Annotated in this window: 2 protein-coding genes; both read left to right on the plus strand. The window is 71.3% G+C overall.

All coding sequences use genetic code 11. From position 1 onward, the window contains the following. Nucleotides 1–160: 160 nt before the first annotated feature. Nucleotides 161–12,013 carry an SDR family NAD(P)-dependent oxidoreductase gene (locus AC3EUV_RS28905; protein WP_435604211.1) on the plus strand — a complete coding sequence of 3,951 codons (11,853 nt, stop codon included), beginning with the start codon at nt 161–163 and terminating at the stop codon, nt 12,011–12,013. Between the two features lie 59 nt (nt 12,014–12,072). Next, a partial coding sequence (locus AC3EUV_RS28910) for a type I polyketide synthase (protein ID WP_488187986.1) occupies nt 12,073–23,526 on the plus strand: 11,454 nt, incomplete at its 3' end.

Genomic DNA, 23,526 nt, shown 5'->3' on the forward strand with positions numbered 1-23,526 from the left:
AGCACGTCCTAGGGGTTCTCTTAGAGTCACCGGCCGACGCGCTGATCGGCCGATCCGCGCCCACAGAATGTGATCAGCGAGTAGAGGATTCGAGCGTGGCGGCCGCCGGTGTGCGGCAGGCCGCCGGTCCGCCGAGCGGCCCGGGGAAGGGAGCTGAACTGTGAGCGAGGGAAAGCTCCGCGACTATCTGAAACGGGTGACAGCGGATCTCCACCGCACCGGCAAGCGTCTGCGGGAGATGGAGGCCCGCGAACGCGAACCCATCGCGATCGTGGCCATGAGCTGCCGCTACCCCGGCGGAGTGCGTTCGCCGGAAGACCTGTGGCAGCTGGTCGCCGACGGCACCGACGGCATCTCGCCGTTCCCGGAGGACCGCGGCTGGCAGGTGGACTCCCTCTACCACCCGGACCCCGCCCACCCCGGCACCTGCTACACGCGGGAAGGCGGCTTCCTCCACGACGCCGCCGACTTCGACCCGGACTTCTTCGCCATGTCGCCCCGCGAGGCGCTGGCGACCGACCCGCAGCAGCGCCTGCTCCTCGAAACGTCCTGGGAGGCGTTCGAACGCGCAGGTCTGCGGCGGCAGATGCTCAAGGGCAGCCCCACCGGGGTCTTCACCGGCGTCATGTACAACGACTACGGCTCGCGGTTCACCGAGCCGCCCGCCGGCCTCGAAGGACACCTGGGCAACGGCAGCGCCGCCAGCATCGCCTCCGGTCGGATCGCCTACACCTTCGGCCTCGAAGGCCCGGCGGTGACCGTCGACACCGCCTGCTCCTCCTCACTGGTCGCTCTGCATCTGGCCTGCAACGCGCTGCGCCAGGGGGAGTGCTCCCTCGCCCTCGCCGGCGGTGTGACGGTGATGTCCACCCCCGTCACCTTCCTGGAGTTCAGCCGTCAGCGCGGGCTGTCCGCCGACGGCCGCTGCAAGGCCTTCTCCGACGACTCCGACGGCACGGGCTGGGGCGAGGGCACCGGCCTGCTCCTGCTCGAACGGCTCTCCGACGCCCGCCGCAACGCCCGTCGCATCCTCGGACTCGTACGGGGCACCGCGGTGAACCAGGACGGCGCGAGCAGCGGACTGACGGCCCCCAACGGACCCTCCCAGCAGCGCGTCATCCGCGCGGCGCTCACCGCCGCAGGGCTGACCGCGTCCGACGTGGACGCCGTGGAGGCACACGGCACCGGCACCACCCTCGGCGACCCCATCGAGGCGCAGGCGCTGCTGGCCACCTACGGCCAGGAACGGGAAGCCGGCCACCCGCTGTGGCTCGGCACGGTCAAATCCAACATCGGCCACACCCAGGCCGCGGCCGGTGTCGCCGGAGTCATCAAGATGGTGCAGGCGATGCAGCACGGTGTGCTGCCCCGCACCCTGCACGCCGAGCGGCCCTCCACCCACGTCGACTGGAGCGAAGGCGAGGTCCGGCTGCTCACCGGCGCCGTGGACTGGCCGGACACCGGCCGGCCGCGGCGCGCCGGGGTCTCGGCCTTCGGGGTCAGCGGGACCAACGCCCACGCCGTGCTCGAACAGGCCCCGCCCGCCGGAACGGAGCCGCAGGCCCCCGGCACCGACGCGGCGGAGCCCGAACGGCCCGGGGAGCATCCTGACCAGGCGCCGCGGCCCGGTGTGCCGCTTCCGGTGGTGCCCTGGGTGCTCTCGGCCCGCAGCGAACCGGCCCTCAGGGCCCAGGCGCATCAACTGCTCTCCCACGCGGGTGAGTTGCCGGAGACCGTCGGCACCGTGGAGATCGGTGCTTCGCTGGCGACCACCCGTACCGCCTTCGAGGAACGCGCGGTGGTGCTGGGCGAGAACCGCGAGGAACTGCTAGGGCGACTCGCCCGGTTCGCGCAGGGCGACGACACCGCAGCCGTCCGGGGAACGGCCGACCGCGGCAGGACGGCGTTCCTCTTCGCGGGCCAGGGAGCCCAGCGACTCGGGATGGGCCGTGACCTGCACGAGGCGTTCCCCGTCTTCGCGGAGGTCTTCGACGAGATCTCTGACCGTCTCGACCCGGAGCTGCCACAGCCGCTCGGGGACATCGTCTTCGGCCAGGACGCAGCGGCGCTGGACCGGACGGAATTCACCCAGCCCGCCCTGTTCGCCTTCGAGGTGGCACTCTTCCGGCTCGTCGAATCCTGGGGCCTCGTGCCCGATTTCCTGCTCGGCCACTCCATCGGGGAGCTGGCCGCCGCGCACGCCGCCGGAGTTCTCTCGCTCCCGGACGCCTGCCGGCTCGTGGCCGCCCGGGGACGTCTGATGCAGGCGCTGCCGGCCGACGGCGCGATGTTCTCCCTCCGGGCCGCCGAGGCCGAGGTACTGCCGCTGCTGGCCGACGCCGGCGAACGGCTGGGCATCGCCGCCGTCAACGGGCCCCGGACGACGGTCGTGGCCGGCGACGAGGACGCCCTCGCCCGGATCGTCCGGCACTTCGAGCAGCAGGGTGGCAAGGCGAAACGACTCCGGGTCAGCCATGCCTTCCACTCCCCGCTGATGGCCCCCATGCTCGACGAATTCCGGTCCGTTGCAGAAGGTGTGACGTTCCATCAGCCAAGCCTCCCGGTCATCTCGAACGTGACCGGGGAGCCGGCCACCGAGCTGGGGACCGCCGATTACTGGGTGCGGCACGTCCGCGAGGCCGTACGGTTCGCGGACGGCATCCGGGCACTGGAGCAGCGCGGCGTCACCCGCTTCCTCGAACTCGGCCCCGACGCCACCCTCACCGCCCTGGCCCAGGGCTGTCTCGACGCGGACACCGGCCACCTTCTCGTACCCGCCCTGCGCAAGGAGCGGGCCGAAACCCACAGCGTCCTCACTGCCCTGAGCGCACTGCACACCCGCGGCGCGAGCCCCGACTGGGACCGGCTCTTCCCTGTCGCTGACCGAGTCGACCTGCCCACCTACGCCTTTCAACGCGAGCGCTACTGGCTGGCCCCTGAGGCGGCCGCCGCGCACCGCAAGGGCGAACACCCCCTGCTTCCGACGGCCATCACGCTGGCGGACCGCAGCGCCGTCGTCTCCACCGGACGCCTCACCCCCTCCACACACCCCTGGCTCGCCGACCGGGCGGCCGACGGCCTCGTCCAGCTCCCCACGAGCGCCTTCCTCGACCTCGCCCTGCACCTCGGCGCGGTCGCCGGCTGTGAGCACCTCGCCGAACTCAGGGTGGACACCCCCCTCGTCCTGCCCGAGCAGTCCGCCGTCGACCTCCAGGTGGTACTCGGCGCCGCCGGGGAAACGGACGGACAGCGAACCCTCACGGTGCACTCCCGCCCCGCCGACCGGCCGGACGAAGAGACGCCGTGGACCCGGCACGCCCACGGTGTGCTCAGCCCACAGCCGCCGCAGCGGCCCGGCCACGACCTCCGGGTCTGGCCCCCCGCCGGCGCCCGGACCGTGGACCCGGACACGGGGCACCCGGCGCGGGAAGGCGACGCGCCACCGCACGGTCAGCCGTCCGACGGGCCGGTCGGCGTATGGCGGCACGGTGACACGGTGTTCGCCGAGGCCGTGCTGCCCGAGGAGTATCGCGGTGACGCAGCCCGGTTCGCCCTGCACCCGGCGCTGCTCGACGCGGTGCTCCAGGCGCTCCCTGCCGCGGGGCACCCCGACGCCGTCGCCGTGTCCTGGCGCGACTGTGTGCTGCACGCGGCGGCCGCGGAGTCGGTGCGTGCCCGCCTCACTCCCGCGGACGACGGCGGCCTGGACATCCACCTCACCGACGAACTCGGCGAGCCTGTCGCCTCGTTCGGCTCCGTCACCCCGGTGCCCGCCGCCGAGGTCGCACTGCCCCAGATACCCTCCGGCCGCGACGATCTCTTCACCGTCGAATGGACCGAACTGCGGCCGCCCGCCCCTCAGCAGCTGCCCCATCGGGTCGTTGTCCTCGGCGAGGACAGTCCCGGGACCGACGCGGAAGCACTCCCGCTCCCCAGCGAACTGGACGCGCTCGCCACGGCCGTCGAACAGGGCGCCGACGTCCCCGACCTCGTCGTCGTCCCCTGGCGGACCGCGGAGACCGGCGAACCGGCCGAGACCGCCCATGTCTGGGCCGGGAACGCCCTGGCACTGCTCCAGACCTGGCTCGGCCGGCCGGGCCTCGCCGACGCACGCCTGGTCTTCCTCACCCGGGGCGCCGTCGCCACCTCCCCGGACGAGACCGTCACGGACCTGCCCGCCGCCGCGGTATGGGGCCTGGTGCGCTCGGCGCAGTCGGAGAACCCCGACCGTTTCCTGCTTGTGGACACCGACGATGGCGCCGATGCCGATGCCGATGCCGATGCCGATGCCGATGCCGACTCCGACGCCCTGCTCATTGCAGCGGTCAGCGCGGCCGTGGGGACCGGGGAGACACAGCTCGCCGTCCGCGCCGCGCGCCTCCTGGCCCCTCGTCTGACCCGGCTTCCCCAGCCCTCCCGGGCCACCGAGCCCCCCACAGCCGCAGCCCGTTTCGATGCCTTCCGCACCGTTCTGGTGACCGGAGCCACCGGGACCGTGGGCGCCGCCGTGACCCGACACCTGGTGACCGGACACGGTGTACGGCATCTGCTGCTGGTCGGCCGACGCGGCGCGGACGCGCCCGGCGCCCTACAGCTGGCCGCGGAGCTCCGGGAGCTCGGCGCCCGGGTGACCCTCGCCGCCTGCGACGTCGCCGATCGCGGGGCCCTGGCCGACCTGCTGGCCACCCTTCCCGAAGCACACCCCCTGGGGGCAGTCGTGCACGCCGCGGGTGTGCTCGACGACGGGGTGATCTCCTCCCTCACCCCCGAGCGGATGGCCACCGTCCTGCGCCCCAAGGCCGATGCCGCGGTCAACCTCGACCGGCTCACCCGGGACCTCGATCTGTCGGCCTTCGTCCTGTTCTCCTCGGCAGCCGCCACCTTCGGCGGTCCCGGCCAGGGCAACTACGCCGCCGGCAATGCCTTCCTGGAAGCGCTCACCCACCGCCGCCGCGCCGAGGGCCGCCCGGCCCTCGCCCTCGGCTGGGGAATGTGGGCGGAGCGCAGCGAGATGAGTGCCCGCCTGGACGAGACGGACCGGCGGCGGATGGACCGGGCCGGCGTCGGTGCGCTGTCCACCGAGGCGGCACTCGCCCTCTTCGACCGCTGTCTGTCGCAGGACCGGGCGGTACCCATCCCGGTGCCGCTCGATGTCGCCGCGATCCGCAGGAGCGGCCCTACGGTTGCCCCCCTGCTCCGGGAACTCGCCGGCCGCCCCGCCAAGCGGACCGCGGCCCCCGCGCGCGGACCGGGCACGGGCGCCGGGGTCTCGGCGGCCCAGGCACTGGCCGCCCTGGCTCCGGAAGAGCGCCACGCCCAGGTTCTCGACCTCGTACGCACCGAGATCGCCGCCGTCCTCGGCCACAGCTCGGCGGGCCGGGTCGACGCCGACCGGGCCTTCGAGGACCTTGGCCTGGACTCCCTGACCGCCCTCGAACTGCGCCATGCGCTCGGCCGCCGGACCGGACTCCGGTTGCCGGCCACCCTGGTCTTCGACCACCCCACACCCTCGGCCGTCGCGCAGCACCTTCTGGCGGAACTCCTCGGCACCGGTCAGGAGTTGCAGGGTCCCGGGTCCGACACCACGACAGCCGGTGAGCCCGTCGCCATCGTGGCGATGAGCTGCCGCTTCCCGGGCGGCATCCGGACACCGGACGCATTCTGGGAGTTCCTGGCCGCCGGCGGCGATGCCACCGGGGAGTTCCCCGAGGACCGTGGCTGGGACACCGCGGCACTGTACGACCCCGACCCGGAACACGAGGGAACGACCTACACCCGCCGGGGCGGCTTCCTCACCGAAGTCGACCGCTTCGACGCCGGATTCTTCGGTGTCTCGCCCCGCGAGGCCCTGGCCATGGACCCACAGCAGCGGATCCTGCTGGAGGTCTGCTGGGAGGCGTTCGAGCGGGCCGGCATCGACCCGCTGTCCCTGCGCGGCAGCCGTACGGGCGTCTACGCCGGCACCAACGGGCAGGACTACACCACCGTCCTGGGCAACGCCGCCGAAGCCGTGGGCGGATACCTCGGAACGGGCAACGCGGCGAGCGTGGTCTCCGGCCGGATCGCCTACTCCTTCGGTCTCGAAGGCCCGGCCGTCACCGTCGACACGGCATGCTCCTCCTCCCTCGTCGCCCTGCACTGGGCCGTACGCGCCCTCCAGTCGGGGGAGTGCTCGCTCGCCCTGGCGGGCGGTGTCACGGTGATGTCGACCCCTGCCGCGTTCCTGGAGTTCAGCCGCCAGCGCGGACTGTCCGCCGACGGCCGCTGCAAGGCGTTCGCCGACGGTGCCGATGGCACCGGCTGGGGCGAGGGTGCCGGCATGCTGCTGGTCGAGCGGCTGTCCGACGCCCGGCGCAACGGGCACCCGGTACTGGCCGTCGTCCGCGGCAGCGCCATCAACTCCGACGGCGCGAGCAACGGCCTCACGGCGCCCAACGGCCCCTCCCAGCAACGGGTGATCAGGGCGGCGCTCGCCGACGCCCGGCTCACGGCCGGTGAGATCGACGCCGTCGAAGCACATGGCACCGGCACCACCCTCGGCGACCCGATCGAGGCACAGGCCCTCCTCGCCACCTACGGCCGGGACCGCCCCGCGGACCGGCCGCTCCGGCTCGGATCGGTGAAGTCCAACATCGGGCACACCCAGGCCGCGTCCGGCGTGGCCGGAGTGATCAAAATGGTGCTGGCCATGCGCCATGGCCTGCTGCCGCGGACGCTGCACCTCGATGCGCCCTCGTCCCACGTGGACTGGGCCGAAGGCGCCGTGGAACTGCTGGACGAACCCCTCACGTGGCCCGACCACGGGCGCCTCCGCAGGGCCGGGGTCTCCTCCTTCGGCTTCAGCGGCACCAACGCGCACCTCATCCTCGAACAGGCCACCCCGGAACCGGCCGAGCCCGCCGGGCCGGTGGACGGCGCGCAGGCGGACACACCGGAGGCCGCCGACGCCACCCCGCTGCCCGTCGTATGGCCGCTGTCCGCCCGCAGCCCCGAGGCACTCCGCGCCCTCGCCACGGCCCTGCGCACACACGCCGAAAGCCACGAAGAACTGCCCGTCGCAGCCGTCGGCCACGCACTGGCCACCACCCGCGCCTCCTTCGAGCACCGCGCGGTCGCCCACGGCACCGACCGCGCCACCCTGCTGTCCGCCCTGGGCGGACTGGCCTCCAGCGAGGAGCCGGCAACCGGAGCCGCCCACGGCGTGGTCCGTCCCGGCGCGCGCACCGCCTTCCTGTTCAGCGGGCAGGGCGCACAACGAGTCGGAATGGGAAGGGAGTTGTACGAGGGCTTCCCGGTGTTCGCCCGCGCCCTCGACGAGGTCTGCGAGCACTTCGCCGACGCTCTCGACCGACCGCTGCGCGACGTCATGTTCCACGACACCGACGGTCTGCTCCACCGGACGGAGTACACCCAGCCCGCACTCTTCGCCATGGAGACCGCCCTCCACCGCCTGGCCGAAAGCACCGGCCTGCGCGCCGACTACCTGCTGGGCCATTCCATCGGCGAGGTGACCGCCGCGCATATCGCCGGGGTGTTCTCCCTGCCCGACGCCGGTGCCCTGGTCGCCGCCCGCGGCCGGCTCATGCAGGAGCTCCCGGAGACCGGTGCCATGGTCGCGCTCCAGGCGACGGAGGCCGAGGTGCTGGCGCTGCTCGACGGGCTCGGCCGGCACGTATGCATCGCCGCCGTCAACGGCCCCGACTCCGTCGTGATCTCCGGCGACCGTCCCGCGGTGACCCGGATCGCCGAACGGCTCGCCGCCGACGGCCGCAGGACCAAGCAGCTCCGGGTCAGCCATGCATTCCACTCACCGCACATGGCCCCGATGCTCGCCGCGTTCCGCACGGCCGCCGAGGCGCTCACCTACCACGAGCCGCGCATCCCCGTGGTGTCCAACCTGACCGGCGAGGTCGCCACCGAACTGCCGTGCCCCGACTACTGGGTGCGGCAGGTCCGGCAGGCCGTCCGGTTCCATGACAGCGTCCGCGGACTCGCCGGGCAGGGCGTACAGCGCTATGTCGAACTCGGCCCCGACGGCACCCTCTCGGCCATGGCAGCCGGCTGTCTGCCCCCCGACTCCACCGGCACGGCAGTCATCCCGCTGCTCCGCCACCGGACGTCGGAGTCCCGCTCGCTGCTGGACGGCCTCGCCCGCGCCCATGTCCACGGCGCGGACCTCGACTGGTCCGCCGTAGCCAACGCCCGCCCTGGCCGCACGGCCGTCACCGACCTGCCCACCTACCCCTTCCAGCGGCAGCGTTACTGGCCGACTCCCCGCACTCCCGCCACCGTGGGAATCAGCCCGGCCGGCCACCCGCTGCTGAGCGCGGCCGTCGAACTCGCCGACGGCAGCCATCTGTTCACTGGCCGACTCTCGGTACGCGACCAGCCGTGGCTCGCCGACCACACCCTCGCGGGCACAGTCGTCGTCCCCGGCACGGCCTTGCTCGAACTCGCACTTCTGGCGGGCGACCGGGCCGGCTGCCCCCGCGTCGGGGACCTGACCTTGGTCAGCCCGCTGATCCTGCCCGAGCAGGATGCGCTGGACCTTCAGGCGGCCCTCGCTGCCGAGGACGGGCAGGGCCACCGGCCGTTCACCGTCCATGCGCGCCGTGCCGACCCGGCTCCCGGAGAGTCTTGGACGCTGCACGCCACCGGAACCCTCACCGCCGCCCACGCGGAGCCCACGGCACCGGCCCCGTCGGCATGGCCGCCGCCCGGCTCCGAGCCGCTGCCGGTCGAAGACATCTATGAGCAGTTGAGCGCGGGCGGGTTCGGCTACGGACCGCTCTTCCAAGGACTGCATGCCGCCTGGCGCGACGGCGACCAGGTACACGCCGAAGTGATCCTGCCCCGGATGGCACACCAGGACGCGGACCGCTTCGCACTGCACCCGGCACTGCTCGACGCCGCCCTCCACGCGACCGCATACCTTCCGACGGGGGACACCGAGAGCGGACGACTGCCCTTTTCCTGGCGCGGAGTGCAGATCCACGCCACCGGGGCGACGCGGCTGCGGGTCCGCCTCGACCTGCCCGCACCCGACACCGTGTCCCTCACCCTTGCCGACGCCGACGGCCGGCCCGTCGCCGACATCGAGGCGCTGACGCTGCGCGAGATCTCCACCGACCTGACAGCGCTCTCCGCCCGGCCCTCCGGCCCCCTCTACCACCTCGACTGGCCCGTGGCCCCCGTGCCCACGACACCCCCCGAGGAGCCGGCCCGCCTCCTCGTTCTGGACAGTGCTCACCTCGCCGCCGGCCTGGACGAAGCGGGCCTGCCCCTCGCCCGGCTGACCAGCCCCGCCGACCTCCAAGAGGCCTGCGGCACCGTCCTCGTGGAACTCCCGGCCGCCGACCCGCACGAGGCGGCGACCGGCGCACTGGCACTGATCCAGACCTGGCTGGCGGAAGCACCCGCCGAGGCCCGGCTCGCTTTCGTCACCCGGGGAGCGGTCGATGCCCCCGGCACCACCCGCCACGCTGCGGCGGCCGCCCCGATCTGGGGCCTGGTGCGCTCGGCACAGTCCGAGCACCCCGGCCGGTTCGTCCTCGCCGACCTCGACGGCCAGGACACCTCGTACGCCGCGCTACCCGTGGCACTGGCCACGAACGAGCCCCAATTCGCCCTCCGCGGGGGCACCGTGCACCTGCCGAAGGCCGCCCCGGTCCAGGCCGGCACCGCGTTGCGCGAGCCGGTCGACGGCACCTGCTGGCGCCTCGGCATGACCGGCAAGGGCACTCTCGATCACCTCGCCCTGCTGCCCCACGACGCTGCCGCGCGGCCGCTGGAACCAGGCGAAGTGCGCATCGCGGTGCGGGCCGCCGGGGTGAACTTCCGCGATGTGCTCAACGTCCTCGGCATGTACCCCGGCGACGCGGGAGCCTTCGGCCTTGAGGGCGCGGGGGTGGTCACGGAGACCGGTCCGGGTGTGGTCGGTTTTGCTCCGGGGGATCGGGTGATGGGGTTGTTCCCGGGTGCCTTTGGTCCGGTGGCGGTGGCTGATGAGCGCATGGTGATCCGGATTCCGGAGGGGTGGTCGTTCGCGCAGGCGGCGTCGGTTCCGGTGGTGTTTTTGACGGCGTATTACGCGTTGGTGGAGCTGGGGGAGCTCCAGGCGGGCGAGTCGGTGCTGGTGCATTCCGCCGCGGGTGGTGTGGGGATGGCCGCGGTGCAGTTGGCGCGGCATCTGGGTGCGGAGGTGTTCGGCACCGCGAGCCCGGGGAAGTGGGAGACCCTGCGCAGGCTGGGTCTGGACGATGCGCATATCGCGTCGTCGCGTGATCTGGATTTCGAGGGGGCGTTCCTGGCGGAGACCGCCGGCCGGGGTGTGGATGTGGTGCTGGATTCCCTGGCGCGGGAGTTCGTGGATGCCTCGCTGCGGTTGCTGCCGCGGGGCGGGCGGTTCCTGGAGATGGGCAAGACCGATATCCGTGAACCCGCACAGGTGGCTGCCGCGCACGAGGGTGTGCAGTACCAGGCGTTCGATCTGATCGAGGCGGGACCCGACCGGATCAGGGAGATGTTTGCGCAGGTCCGTGAGCTGTTCGACGGCGGTGTGCTGGAGCCGTTGCCGGTGACGGCGTGGGATGTGCGCAAGGCTCCGGAGGCGTTCCGGTTCCTGAGTCAGGCCCGGCATGTGGGCAAGGTGGTGCTGACGATGCCGGTTCCCCTCGACTTGGAGGGGACGGTCCTGGTCACGGGTGGTACGGGTGGTCTGGGCGCGCTGGTGGCGCGGCATCTGGTGGCCGAGCACGGAGTGCGTCACCTCTTGTTGGCCAGCCGCCGCGGGCCCCAGGCCCCGGGCGCCGAGGCGCTGCGGGAGGAACTGGCGGCTCTCGGCGCCGAGGTCACCGTCGCCGCCTGTGACACCGCCGACCGAGAGGCCCTGCGCGGCCTGCTGGACTCGGTACCGAAGCAACACCCCCTCACCGCCGTCGTGCACACCGCAGGCGTACTCGACGACACCGTCGTCACCTCGCTCACCCCGCAGCGGCTCCGCGCGGTCCTGCGCCCCAAGACCGACGCGACGGCCCATCTGCACGAACTCACCCGCGATGAGGACCTGGCGGCGTTCCTCATCTTCTCCTCGACCGCCGGCGTGTTCGGCGCTCCCGGTCAGGCCAACTACGCCGCCGCCAACGCCTTCTGCGATACCTTCGCCGCCGAGCGCAGGGCCGCCGGGCTGCCCGCCACCTCGCTCGCCTGGGGACCGTGGTCCCGGACGACGGGCATGACCAGCGGACTCACGGAAGCCGATCGGCAACGCATGGCACGCGCGGGACTGCCCGCCCTGCCCCCCGACCGCGGACTCGCCCTCTACGACGCGGCACTCGGCCGGCCCGAGGCAGCCCTGCTGCCGATGCTGGTCGATCCCAGTGCCCTGGCCTCGGGCGGGCCCGTCCCGCCGCTGCTGAGCGGACTCCTGCCGACCGCGCCCCGCCGGACGGCGGCCGAGGACCCGGCGGCACCGGCCGGAACGGGCCCCGCCGAGACACTGGCCCGTACGCTCGCCACACTGAACCGCGACGAGGCACACCATGCCCTGCTCGACGTGGTGTGCACCCAGGTCGCCGCCGTACTCGGCCACGCCTCCGCGGCCGAGGTCGGTGACCAGCAGTCCTTCAAGGACCTCGGCTTCGACTCGCTGACCGCGGTGGAGCTGCGCAACCGGCTCGGCACCGCGACCGGAGCCCTGCTGCCCGCCACCCTCGTCTTCGACCACCCCACGCCGCTGGCCCTCGCCGAACACCTCTGCACGACACTCGCCCCCGGCCCGCCCGTGGGGGAAGCCCCCACCCCCGAGGACGAAGCAGGGGTACGGCAGGCACTGGCCGCCATCCCCCTCGAACGCCTGCGGGCGGCCGGGCTCCTTGATGCTCTGCTGGCACTGGCGGAGCCGGTGACCGCGCACGCGGACCGCGAGCTCGGGGCCGACGCCGCCCCCGACGCCATCGAAAGCATGGAAGTCGACGACCTGGTGCGCCTCGCCTTCGGCGCAGCCGACGGCTGAGCACCGCCGACGAAGCCACACCTGACGAAGCCGGAATGATGGAGAGCTGACCAATGGCCATGTCCGCGGATCAGATCGTCGAAGCCCTCCGGGCCTCGCTGCGGGAGAACGACCGGCTGCGCAAACAGAACCAGCAGCTGGTCGATGCAGCGGGTGAACCCCTCGCCATCGTCGCCATGAGCTGTCGCTTCCCCGGAGGTGTGCAGACACCCGAGGAGTACTGGCAGCTGCTTGCCGGGGGCGTCGATGCACTGTCGGAGTTCCCCGCCGACCGGGGCTGGGACCCGAGCGCACTCGATGTGGCGACCACCCGCGGCGGCTTCGTCCACACCGCCGATGAATTCGATCCGCAGTTCTTCGGGATGAGCCCCCGCGAGGCACTGGCCACCGACCCGCAGCAGCGGCTGCTCCTGGAGGTGTCCTGGGAGGCACTGGAGAGGGCGGGGATCGACCCGAAGACGCTGCGCGGCAGCAGGACAGCGGTCTTCGCCGGATGCAGCAATCAGGAGTACGGCTCCGGTCTGCGCGGCAACATCCCCGAGGGCGCCGAAGGGCACATCCTCACCGGCACCACGGGCAGCGTCGTCTCGGGCCGGGTCGCCTACGTTCTGGGCCTCGAAGGCCCCGCCGTCACCGTGGACACCGCCTGCTCCTCCTCGCTGGTCACCCTGCACCTCGCCGCTCAGTCCCTCCGGGCCGGCGAATGCGATCTCGCCCTTGCGGGCGGCGTCGCGATCATGTCCACCCCCGCCGCCTTCGTCGAGTTCGGCCGGCAGGGCGGACTCGCCCGCGACGGCCGGTGCAAGCCGTTCTCCGACGACGCCGACGGAACGGGCTGGGGCGAAGGCGCCGGGATGCTGCTCGTCGAACGGCTCTCCGACGCCCGGCGCAACGGCCATCCCGTGCTGGCCCTGGTACGTGGCAGCGCCCTCAACCAGGACGGCGCGTCCAATGGCCTCACCGCCCCCAACGGGCCCGCACAACAACGTGTGATCCGTTCTGCGCTCACCGGCGCCGGGCTGTCCGCCGCCGACGTGGACGCCGTCGAGGCACATGGCACTGGTACGACGCTGGGCGACCCGATCGAGGCACAGGCGCTGCTCGCCACCTACGGCCAGGACCGCCCGGCCGACCGGCCGTTGTGGCTGGGTTCGGTGAAGTCCAACATCGGGCACACCCAGGCGGCCGCAGGCGTGGCCGGCGTGATCAAGATGGTGCTCGCCCTGCGGCATGGCGTCCTGCCGCAAAGCCTGCACACCACCCAGCCTTCCACCCACGTGGACTGGTCGGCGGGCAATGTCCGGCTGCTGACCGAGCCCGTCGCCTGGCCGGACGTCGCCCGGCCGCGCCGCGCCGCCGTCTCCTCGTTCAGCATCAGCGGCACCAACGCCCACACCATCCTGGAACAGGTCCCGGACCACCGCGAACAGGCACCGGACGACCACGAACAGGCACCGGACCACCGCGAACAGGCCACCGAAGCCGCCGCCTCCCACGACGCCCCAGCACGCCTCCCGCACATCCCGTGGGTGCTCTCCGCCCGCAGCGAGGACGCGCTGCGGGCACAAGCCGGCCGGCTGCTGTCGCACCTGGACACCCACACCGACCTGGACCCGCACGATCTGGCCTACTCGCTCGCCACCAGCCGGTCGGCCTTCGAACACCGCGCGGTGCTGCTCGGCACGGACCTGGCCGAGCTGCGGAGCCGGCTGACCGCACTGGCCGAGGATGGCCCGGTCGCCGCAGAGGCGGTGACCGGCTCACCCGTACGCGGCAAGACCGCGTTCCTGTTCACCGGCCAGGGCGCACAGCGCCTTGGCATGGGCCGTGAGCTGTACGAGGCGTTCCCCGCCTTCAGGGACGCCTTCGACACCGTCTGCGAGCACCTCGACAGGGAGCTCGACCGGCCGCTGCGCGCCAGCGTCTTCGGCGACGACGCGGCTGCGCTGGACCAAACAGCGCACACCCAGCCTGCGCTCTTCGCCTTCGAAGTGGCCCTCTTCCGGCTCCTCACCTCGTGGGGCGTCAAGCCCGACTTCATGATGGGCCACTCGATCGGTGAACTCGCGGCCGCGCACACCGCCGCGGTGCTGTCCCTTCAGGACGCCTGCCGACTGGTGGCGGCCCGCGGACGGCTGATGCAGTCCCTCCCGCCCGGCGGCGCCATGGTCTCCCTCCAGGCAGCCGAAGCCGAGGTGCTGCCGCTGCTGGCCGACACCGGTGACCGAGTGGGCATCGCGGCGGTCAACGGCCCCGAAACCACCGTCATCGCAGGTGACGAAGCAACCGTGGACCTCATCGCCGACCACTTCCGAGACCTGCGGCGCAAGGTCTCCCGACTGCGGGTCAGCCACGCCTTCCACTCGCCGCTCATGGAGCCCATGCTGGAAGAGCTGCGGGCCACGGCCCGCGACCTGACCTACCAGCAGCCGCAGATCCCCCTCGTCTCCAATGTCACCGGCCGCCTCGCCACGCCCCACGAACTCTGCAGCCCCGACTACTGGGTGCGCCACGCCCGCCAGAGCGTACGCTTCGCCGACGGCGTAGGTGCCCTCGCCGAGCGCAACGTCACCCGGCTCGTCGAGCTCGGCCCCGACGGCACCCTGACCGCGATGGCCGCGGCCTGTCTGCCCGACGGCGACCGGCTGCTGACACCCCTCCTCCGCAAGGACACCCCCGAGGCCGCAAGCCTGCTCACCGCGATCGGCAGGCTCCACGCCGCCGGTGCCCCCCTCGACTGGGCCGCCCTGCTGCCCGGCGCGCACCGCGTCGACCTGCCCACCTACGCCTTTCAACGCACCCGCTACTGGCTCAACGCCACGGCACCCGAGGATGCCCCCGACAGCCGGCCGGCCGACTCCGCTTTCTGGACCGCCGTCGAGCGGCAGAACGTGCCGGAACTCGCCGACAGCCTCCGCCTTGACCACTCCCTCCTCGAACCGGTCGTCCCCGCACTCGCGGCATTCCACCGCGACCAGCAACAGCACTCCACCGCCCGGACCTGGCGCTACGCAGAGCAGTGGGACCCGGTCACCCCCCGCCCCGCCACGACCGCACCGGCCCACTGGCTGCTCGTCGTCCCCACCACGGACCCGGAGCACCATCAGCCCGTCGCCGACGCCCTCACCACCGCGCTGGCCGGACACGGCACGACCGTCACGACCGTGAGCCTGTCGCCGGACGCCGGACCCGACCACATCGCGCAACGGATCGAGGAGACCCGCGACCGGGACCGCGAACCGGACGAGATCAACGTCCTCTCCCTCCTCGGCCTCGGCACCGCCCGCGACCCCCACCACCCCGACGCCCCCGCCGCCCTCGTCCTGACCGCTGCGCTCCTCCAGGCGCTCCTCCGCGCCGACGCCCCCGTCCGGCTGTGGACCGCAACCCGGGGCGCCGTCAGCACCGGCCGCTCCGACCGGCTCAGCACCCCTTCGCAGGCCGCCCTCTGGGGCCTCGGCCGAACCGCGGCCATCGAACACCCCGACCACTGGACCGGCCTCGTCGACCTGCCGGAACATCTCGACGGCCGCGCCCTGGACCGACTGTGTGCGGTGCTCAACGCCCCTGGCCACGACAGCGAGAACGGCAATGAGTTCGCCATCCGTGCCTCCGGCCTGTTCGCCCGCAGGCTGATCCGGCCCGCCCGCCCCGAACAGTCCCGCGGGCCCGCCTGGGCCCCGTCCGGCACCACGCTGATCACCGGCGGCACCGGCACCATCGGCTCCGCCCTCGCCCGCCAACTGGCCCACGACGGCGCCGAACATCTGCTGCTCGTCAGCAGGCGGGGCCCCGACGCACCAGGAGCCCAGGACCTCGTCGCCGAGCTCGCCGCCCACGGCACCCGGGTCACGCTCGCCGCCTGCGACCCCGCAGACCGCGGCGCACTGGCACAGCTTCTCGCCTCCGTCCCCGAAGACCAGCCGCTGACCAGCGTCTTCCACACGGCAGGCGTCCTCGACGACGGCACGCTGGCCGGCATGGACGCCGAGCGGTTCGCCACCGTGCTCCGCCCCAAGACCGAGGCCGCGGCCAACCTCCACGAGCTGACCCGCGCACACGACCTGACCGCGTTTGTGCTGTTCTCCTCCATCGCCGGCGCTCTTGGAGCAGCCGGCCAGGCGAACTACGCGGCGGCCAACGCGTACCTGGACGCACTTGCCCAGCACCGGCGCGGCGAGGGTCTGCCGGCGACCAGCATCGCCTGGGGCCCCTGGGCGCACGAGGGGATGGCCGCCGACCCCACCCTGCGCGCCAAACTCAGCCGGTCGGGCCTGCCGCCCATGGAGCCGGAAACCGCGCTCGTCGCCTTGCACCAGGCACTCCACCACGACGACACACACCTCGTCATCGCCGATATCGACTGGGCCCTGTTCCCCGCGGGCCGCAGCGCGCTCTTCAGCAAGCTGCCCGAAGCCGCCGCCCGGAACTCCGGCCAGGACACCGGGACCGAGGGCGTCCGCAGCCTCCTCGCAGCGCTGCGTACCCCGGCTGAACAGGAACATCACCTGCTCCGCCTGGTGCGGCAGACCACCGCCACCGTGCTGGGCTACCCGGGCCCCGAATCCGTCGACGCCGCACGGACTTTCCAGGAACTCGGCGTCGATTCCCTCACCGCGGTCGACCTGCGCAACACCTTGTCCGCGACGGTTGCCCTGCCGATGTCCCCGACGCTCGCCTTCGACCACCCGACGCCGCTGGCACTCGCGCGTCATCTGCGGGCCGAACTGCTGGGAGACCTCGGGGAACAGCACACGGCCGCACTCGCGTACCCCGTACAGGAAGACGGGGAGCCGATCGCCATTGTGGGAATGGGCTGCCGCTACCCCGGAGACGTACGGTCACCCGACGACCTCTGGAAGCTGATCGTCGACGGCGGCGACGCCATTACGCCCTTCCCCGAGGACCGTGGCTGGAACATCGATGCCGTCTATGACCCCAACTACGTCCGTCCGGGGACCAGTTACGTAAACGAGGGCGGTTTCGTCCGGAGCGCCGGCGATTTCGACCCCGGCTTCTTCGGCATCTCACCACGCGAAGCCCTGGCCATGGACCCCCAGCAGCGGATGTTGCTGGAGGTCTCCTGGGAGGCCGTCGAACAGGCCGGAATCGCTCCGCTGTCACTACGAGGCAGCCGCAGCGGTCTCTTCGTGGGCTGCGGCTACCAGGGCTACGGGTCGGGCGCCGGCGAAATGCCCGACGACCTCCAGGGCCACCTGCTCACCGGAAGCTCCGGTGCTGTGGTCTCGGGCCGCGTAGCGTATGCGCTGGGTCTTGAGGGCCCTGCGGTGACCGTGGACACGGCGTGCTCGTCCTCGCTGGTCTCCTTGCACCTGGCGGTCCAGTCCCTGCGCTCGGGCGACTGCGACCTCGCCCTGGCCGGTGGTGTCACCGTGATGTCGACTCCGGGGGCATTCATCGCGTTCAGCAGGCAGCGCGGCCTCGCCGCGGACGCTCGCTGCAAGGCGTTCGCGGAGGCCGCGGACGGCACCAGTTGGGGTGAGGGCGCCGGCGTCCTCGTGGTGGAGCGACTCTCGGATGCCCGCCGGAACGGCCACCGGGTACTGGCCGTGGTGCGTGGCAGTGCGGTGAACCAGGACGGTGCGTCAAACGGTCTGACCGCGCCGAATGGCCCCTCCCAGCAGCGGGTGATCCGACAGGCGCTGGCCGGCGCGGGTCTTTCGGCCTCGGACGTGGATGCGGTCGAGGGGCATGGCACCGGTACGTCGCTCGGCGACCCGATCGAGGCGCAGGCCCTGATGGCGACGTACGGTCAGGACCGCGACGAGGACCGGCCGTTGTGGCTGGGTTCGGTGAAGTCGAACATCGGTCACACCCAAGTGGCGGCCGGCGTGGCCGGAGTCATCAAGATGGTGCTGGCCCTCCAACACGGCGTTCTGCCAAGGACGTTGTACGCGGATGAGCCGTCATCGCATGTGGACTGGTCGGCGGGCAGCGTACGGCTGCTGGCCGAGGACGTGGCGTGGCCGGCGGGCGACCGGCCCCGCCGGGCAGGTGTGTCGTCATTCGGTGTGAGTGGCACCAACGCACATGTGGTGATCGAACAGCCCCCGGTGGACGAACCGCAGGATGCACCCTCCCGGGCATCCGGACCGGCCCTGGTGCCCTGGGTACTGTCCGGACGTAGCGAGGCGGCACTGAGGTCGCAGGCCGAGCGGTTGTCGGCGCACATGAACGCCCGGCCCGAACTGGGCCTGCGGGATGTGGGACGGTCGCTCGCCACCACCCGATCGACCTTCGAACACCGCGCCGTCGTGCTCGGCGAGGACCGGGAAACGCTGCTGGACGGCTTGAATGCGCTCGGCCGGGGCGAACCGCAGGGGAACATGCCCCAGGGCATGGCCACATCCGCAGGCGCCCTTGCCTTCCTGTTCACGGGGCAGGGTGCGCAGCGTCTTGGAATGGGCCGGGAGTTGTACGACACCTTCCCGGTTTTCGCGGATGCTTTTGATGCGGTCTGTGCGTACTTCGATGGTGAGTTGGAGTTGCCGCTGCGGGGTGTGGTGTTCGGCGAGGATGCCGATGGCGAGGTGCTGAATCAGACGGGATATACCCAACCGGCGTTGTTCGCCGTTGAGGTGGCGTTGTTCCGGTTGGTGGAGTCGTTCGGTGTCCGGCCCGACTACCTGGTGGGCCATTCCATCGGTGAGTTGGTAGCTGCACATGTGGCGGGCGTTTTGTCGCTGGAGGATGCGTGTCGTCTGGTGGCGGCGCGTGGTCGGTTGATGCAGGCGTTGCCGGCGGGTGGCGCGATGGTCTCCCTCCAAGCCGCCGAGAACGAGGTACTGCCGCTGCTGGAAGGCCATGAACAGCGGGTGAGCATCGCCGCGGTGAACGGCCCGAAGTCGGTCGTGATAGCCGGTGAGGAGTCCGCGGTCGCGGAGGTCGCCGGGCGTTTCGAGTCCGAGGGCCGGAAGGTGAAGCGGCTGCGGGTGAGTCATGCCTTCCACTCGCCGTTGATGGAGCCGATGCTGGATGATTTCCGGGCGGTGGCGGAGAGCGTGGTGTATGCGGAGCCGCGTATCCCGGTGGTCTCGAATGTGACCGGTGCTCTCGCTACGGCGGAGGATCTCACGTCCCCCGATTACTGGGTGCGGCATGTCCGCGAGGCTGTCCGTTTCGCCGACGGTATCCGGTGGTTGGAGGAGCACGAGGTCACCCGGTTCCTGGAGATCGGGCCGGACGGCACCTTGACCGCCATGGCACAGGACTGCCTGACCGGATCCGACCACCTCCTCGTGCCCGCCCTGCGCAAGGACCGGCCCGCGGCGACCGGCCTCCTGACCGCTCTCGGCCACGCCTACGCCCACGGTGTCCCAGTCCAGTGGGCCACACTCTTCGCCGACACCAGCGCCCGCCACGTCGATCTGCCGACCTACGCCTTCCAGCACCAGCGTTACTGGCTCGAGCTCGCCCACACCGACGCCACAAACCTCGGATCGGCCGGACTGCAAGCCGCCGAGCACCCACTGCTCGCGGCCACCATGACGCTCGCCGATTCCCACTCCGTCGTCTTCACCGGCCGGCTCTCCGTGCAGCAGCACCCGTGGCTGGGGGACCATGTCATCGACGGGACAACCCTCGTGCCCGGCACGGCCTTCCTGGAACTCGCGCTCCGCGCTGCGGACCAGGCCGGTTGCGACCACATCGAGTCGCTGGCCATCGAAGCCCCCCTGGTGCTCCCGGCGCATGAAACCGTCCAGCTGCAAATGCGCATTCAGGAGCCGGACCTCCACGGCGCCCGCGCACTCACCATCCACTCCTGCCGCATCGGGAGCACCGGTGTCGCGGAAGGAGCCTGGATCCGGCACGCCACGGGTCTGCTCGGAGCGGCCGGTCACCGGGAAACTTTCGATTTTGCCGTCTGGCCCCCGGAAGGAGCGCAGCCTGTCCCCGTGGACGGCCTGTACCAGGCGTTCGCCGACGCCGGGGTCGAATATGGTCCTGCCTTTCGCGGCCTGCGAGCCGTATGGCGGCGTGAGGCCGATCTCTTCGCCACGGTGGAGCTCCCCGAAGCTACCGAGGCATCGTCATTCGGCCTGCACCCCGCGTTGCTGGACACCGTCCTTCATGCGCCGGAGCTCGGAGCGGACGGGAATTCCGTACTCGCACAGCTGCCGCTTTCCTGGCAGGGCGTGAAGCTGTACGCCTCAGGAGCCACCGTGCTCCGGGCATGCATTTCAGCGTCTACGGACGGCGGCCTTTCGCTGAAGCTGGCGGATGCTGTCGGACAGCCGGTGGCGGAAATCGATTCCCTCACCCGCCGGCCAATGTCCGCTGAGATGTTCAACCGTGCCTGGCAGGGCACCACCCACGCCGACGCGCTGCACAGGGTCGACTGGATTCCGGCGCCCGAGACGACCGCGGACGCCGTTGAGCTCGCTGATCTCAATGACCTCGGCGCTGCACCGGTCGAAGACATTCCCCCGTACATCGTGCTGCGGCTCGATGAAGCCACTGAAGAATCCGCCGGAACTCCTGCGGCCGCACGGGCCGCAACGTATCGGGCGCTGTCCTGCATACAGCAATGGACGGACTCCGAGCGCTACTCCGCCGCACGACTCGTGGTGGTGACGCGGAACGCCGTCCCGGCGGAGTTGCCACAGCCAGAACCCGCGCAGGCCATGGTCTGGGGACTCGTCCGAGCCGCACGCGTAGAACACCCGGATCGATTCGTCCTCGTGGACGTGGACGGGACAAAAGCCTCGCTGGCGGCACTGCCGACCGCCCTTGCCACCGGAGAACTCGAACTCGCCCTGAGGACGGGTACGGCCTATCTGCCGAGGCTGAGTTCGAACATCCGGCGGGACGAACTGCCGATGCCGGACCGGTCGCACGACGCGTGGTGTCTCGACAACCCCGACGAGCACGGGTTGGAGAGCTTGCGCCTGGTGAAGCGCCCCGAGGCGAATAATGAATTGGGTGCCGGCCAGGTACGTATCGCGGTGCGGTCCGCCGGGGTGAACTTCCGCGATGTGCTGAACGTCCTCGGGACGTATCCGGGTGACCCGGGATCATTGGGCCTTGAGGGCGCGGGGGTGGTCACGGAGACCGGTCCGGGTGTGGTCGGTTTTGCTCCGGGGGATCGGGTGATGGGGTTGTTCCCGGGTGCCTTTGGTCCGGTGGCGGTGGCTGATGAGCGCATGGTGATCCGGATTCCGGAGGGGTGGTCGTTCGCGCAGGCGGCGTCGGTTCCGGTGGTGTTTTTGACGGCGTATTACGCGTTGGTGGACCTGGGGGAGCTCCAGGCGGGCGAGTCGGTGCTGGTGCATGCCGCCGCGGGTGGTGTGGGGATGGCCGCGGTGCAGTTGGCGCGGCATCTGGGTGCGGAGGTGTTCGGTACCGCGAGTCCGGGGAAGTGGGAGACCCTGCGGAGCGCGGGGCTGGACGAGGCCCATCTCGCCTCGTCCCGCGACCTGGACTTTGAGCGGTCCTTCCTGGCGGAGACGGCCGGCCGGGGTGTGGATGTGGTGCTGGATTCCCTGGCGCGGGAGTTCGTGGATGCCTCGCTGCGGTTGCTGCCGCGGGGCGGGCGGTTCCTGGAGATGGGCAAGACCGATGTCCGTGAGCCGGCGCGGGTGGCCGTGGAGCACGAGGGTGTGCGTTACCAGGCGTTCGATCTGTGGGAGGCCGGTCCTGAGCGGATCGGGGAGATGCTGGCCGTGCTCCTCGACCTGTTCGAGCGGGGTGTGCTGGAGCCGTTGCCGGTGACGGCGTGGGATGTGCGCAAGGCTCCGGAGGCGTTCCGGTATCTGAGTCAGGCCCGGCATGTGGGCAAGGTGGTGCTGACGATGCCGGTTCCCCTCGACTTGGAGGGGACGGTCCTGGTCACGGGTGGTACGGGTGGTCTGGGTGCGCTGGTGGCGCGGCATCTGGTGGCCGAGCAGGGGGTGCGCCGTCTGCTGTTGGTCAGCCGCCGTGGGCTCCAGGCCCCGGGCGCCGAGGCGCTGTGTGAAGAACTGGCGGCACTGGGCGCTGAGGTCACTGTCGCTGCCTGCGATGTTGCCGATCGTGAGGCGTTGCGTGGGTTGTTGGGCTCGGTGTCGCGGGAGCACCCGCTGACCGCGGTGGTGCATGCGGCCGGTGTGCTGGATGACGGTGTGGTGTCCTCGCTGTCGTCGGAGAGGCTGGACCGGGTGCTGGCGCCGAAGGTGGATGCGCTGATGTTCCTGGACGAGCTGACTCGGGGTGAGGATCTGGCGGAGTTTGTGGTGTTCTCGTCGGTGGCGGGGACGTTTGGCAGCGCCGGGCAGGCCAATTATGCGGCGGCGAATGCGTTTGTGGATGCTTTTGCGTGCCGGCGTAGTGGGTCTGGTTTGGCGACGAAGTCCTTGGCGTGGGGGGCGTGGTCTCCGGACGCGGGTATGACGGGTGATTTGAGCGAAGGTGACTTGCAGCGTATGGCGCGCGGCGGGATTGTGCCTTTCACTGTGGGGCGGGGTGTGGAGGCGTTCGATGCCGCTCGGCGTACCGCGGTTCCTGTGGTTGTTCCGGTTCAGTTGAATCATGCGATGTTGCGGGGGCAGCATTCTGCGGATGCTGTTCCTCCTTTGTTGCGAGGTCTTCTGGGGGGAGGTTCTCGGCGTGCGGCTGTTTCCTCTTCGGCTGAAAAGGATCCGTCGGATGTCTTGCGGTCCCGGCTTTCCTCTTTGTCGCAGGATGAGCGGCAGGAAGTGCTCTTGGAGTTGGTCCGTGCTCAAGCGGCGCTGGTCCTTGGTCACCCGGGGCCCGAGCAGGTCGAGCCCACACGCGATTTCCGGGGGCTCGGCGTCGACTCACTCACCGCTGTGGAATTGCGGAACCAGCTGAATGCGGCCACCGGACTGCGGCTGCCCGCCACCCTCGTCTTCGACTACCCGACCTGCGCGGTGCTCGCGGACTTCCTGCTCGCCGAGTTGTCCGGCACGACTGCTGACGACGGGTCTGTGGTGGTGCCGGCTGTCGTGTCGGCGGGGCAGGGGGAGTATGACGAGCCGGTGGCGATTGTGGCGATGAGTTGTCGGTTCCCGGGTGGGGTGGGGTCGCCGGAGGAGTTGTGGGGGTTGCTGGCTGAGGGTGGGGATGGTGTGGTGCCGTTCCCGGTGGATCGTGGTTGGGATGTTGAGGGGTTGTATGACCCGGAGCCGGGTGTGCCGGGGAGGGTGTCGACTCGTGAGGGTGGGTTTTTGCCGGGGGTTGATGAGTTCGATCCTGGGTTTTTTGGGATTTCGCCGCGTGAGGCGGTGGCGATGGATCCGCAGCAGCGGTTGTTGTTGGAGGTGTCGTGGGAGGCGTTTGAGCGGGCGGGGATTGTTCCGGGGTCGCTTCGGGGGTCCCGGACGGGGGTGTTTGCGGGGACGAATGGTCAGGATTATGCGGGGTTGTTGGTGGCGTCGGGTGAGGAGGATTCGGGGGGTTATATCGGTACGGGTAATGCGGCGAGTGTGGTGTCGGGCCGGGTGTCGTACACGTTTGGCCTTGAGGGCCCGGCGGTGACCGTGGACACGGCGTGC

The organism is Streptomyces sp. bgisy130 (assembly GCF_057708345.1).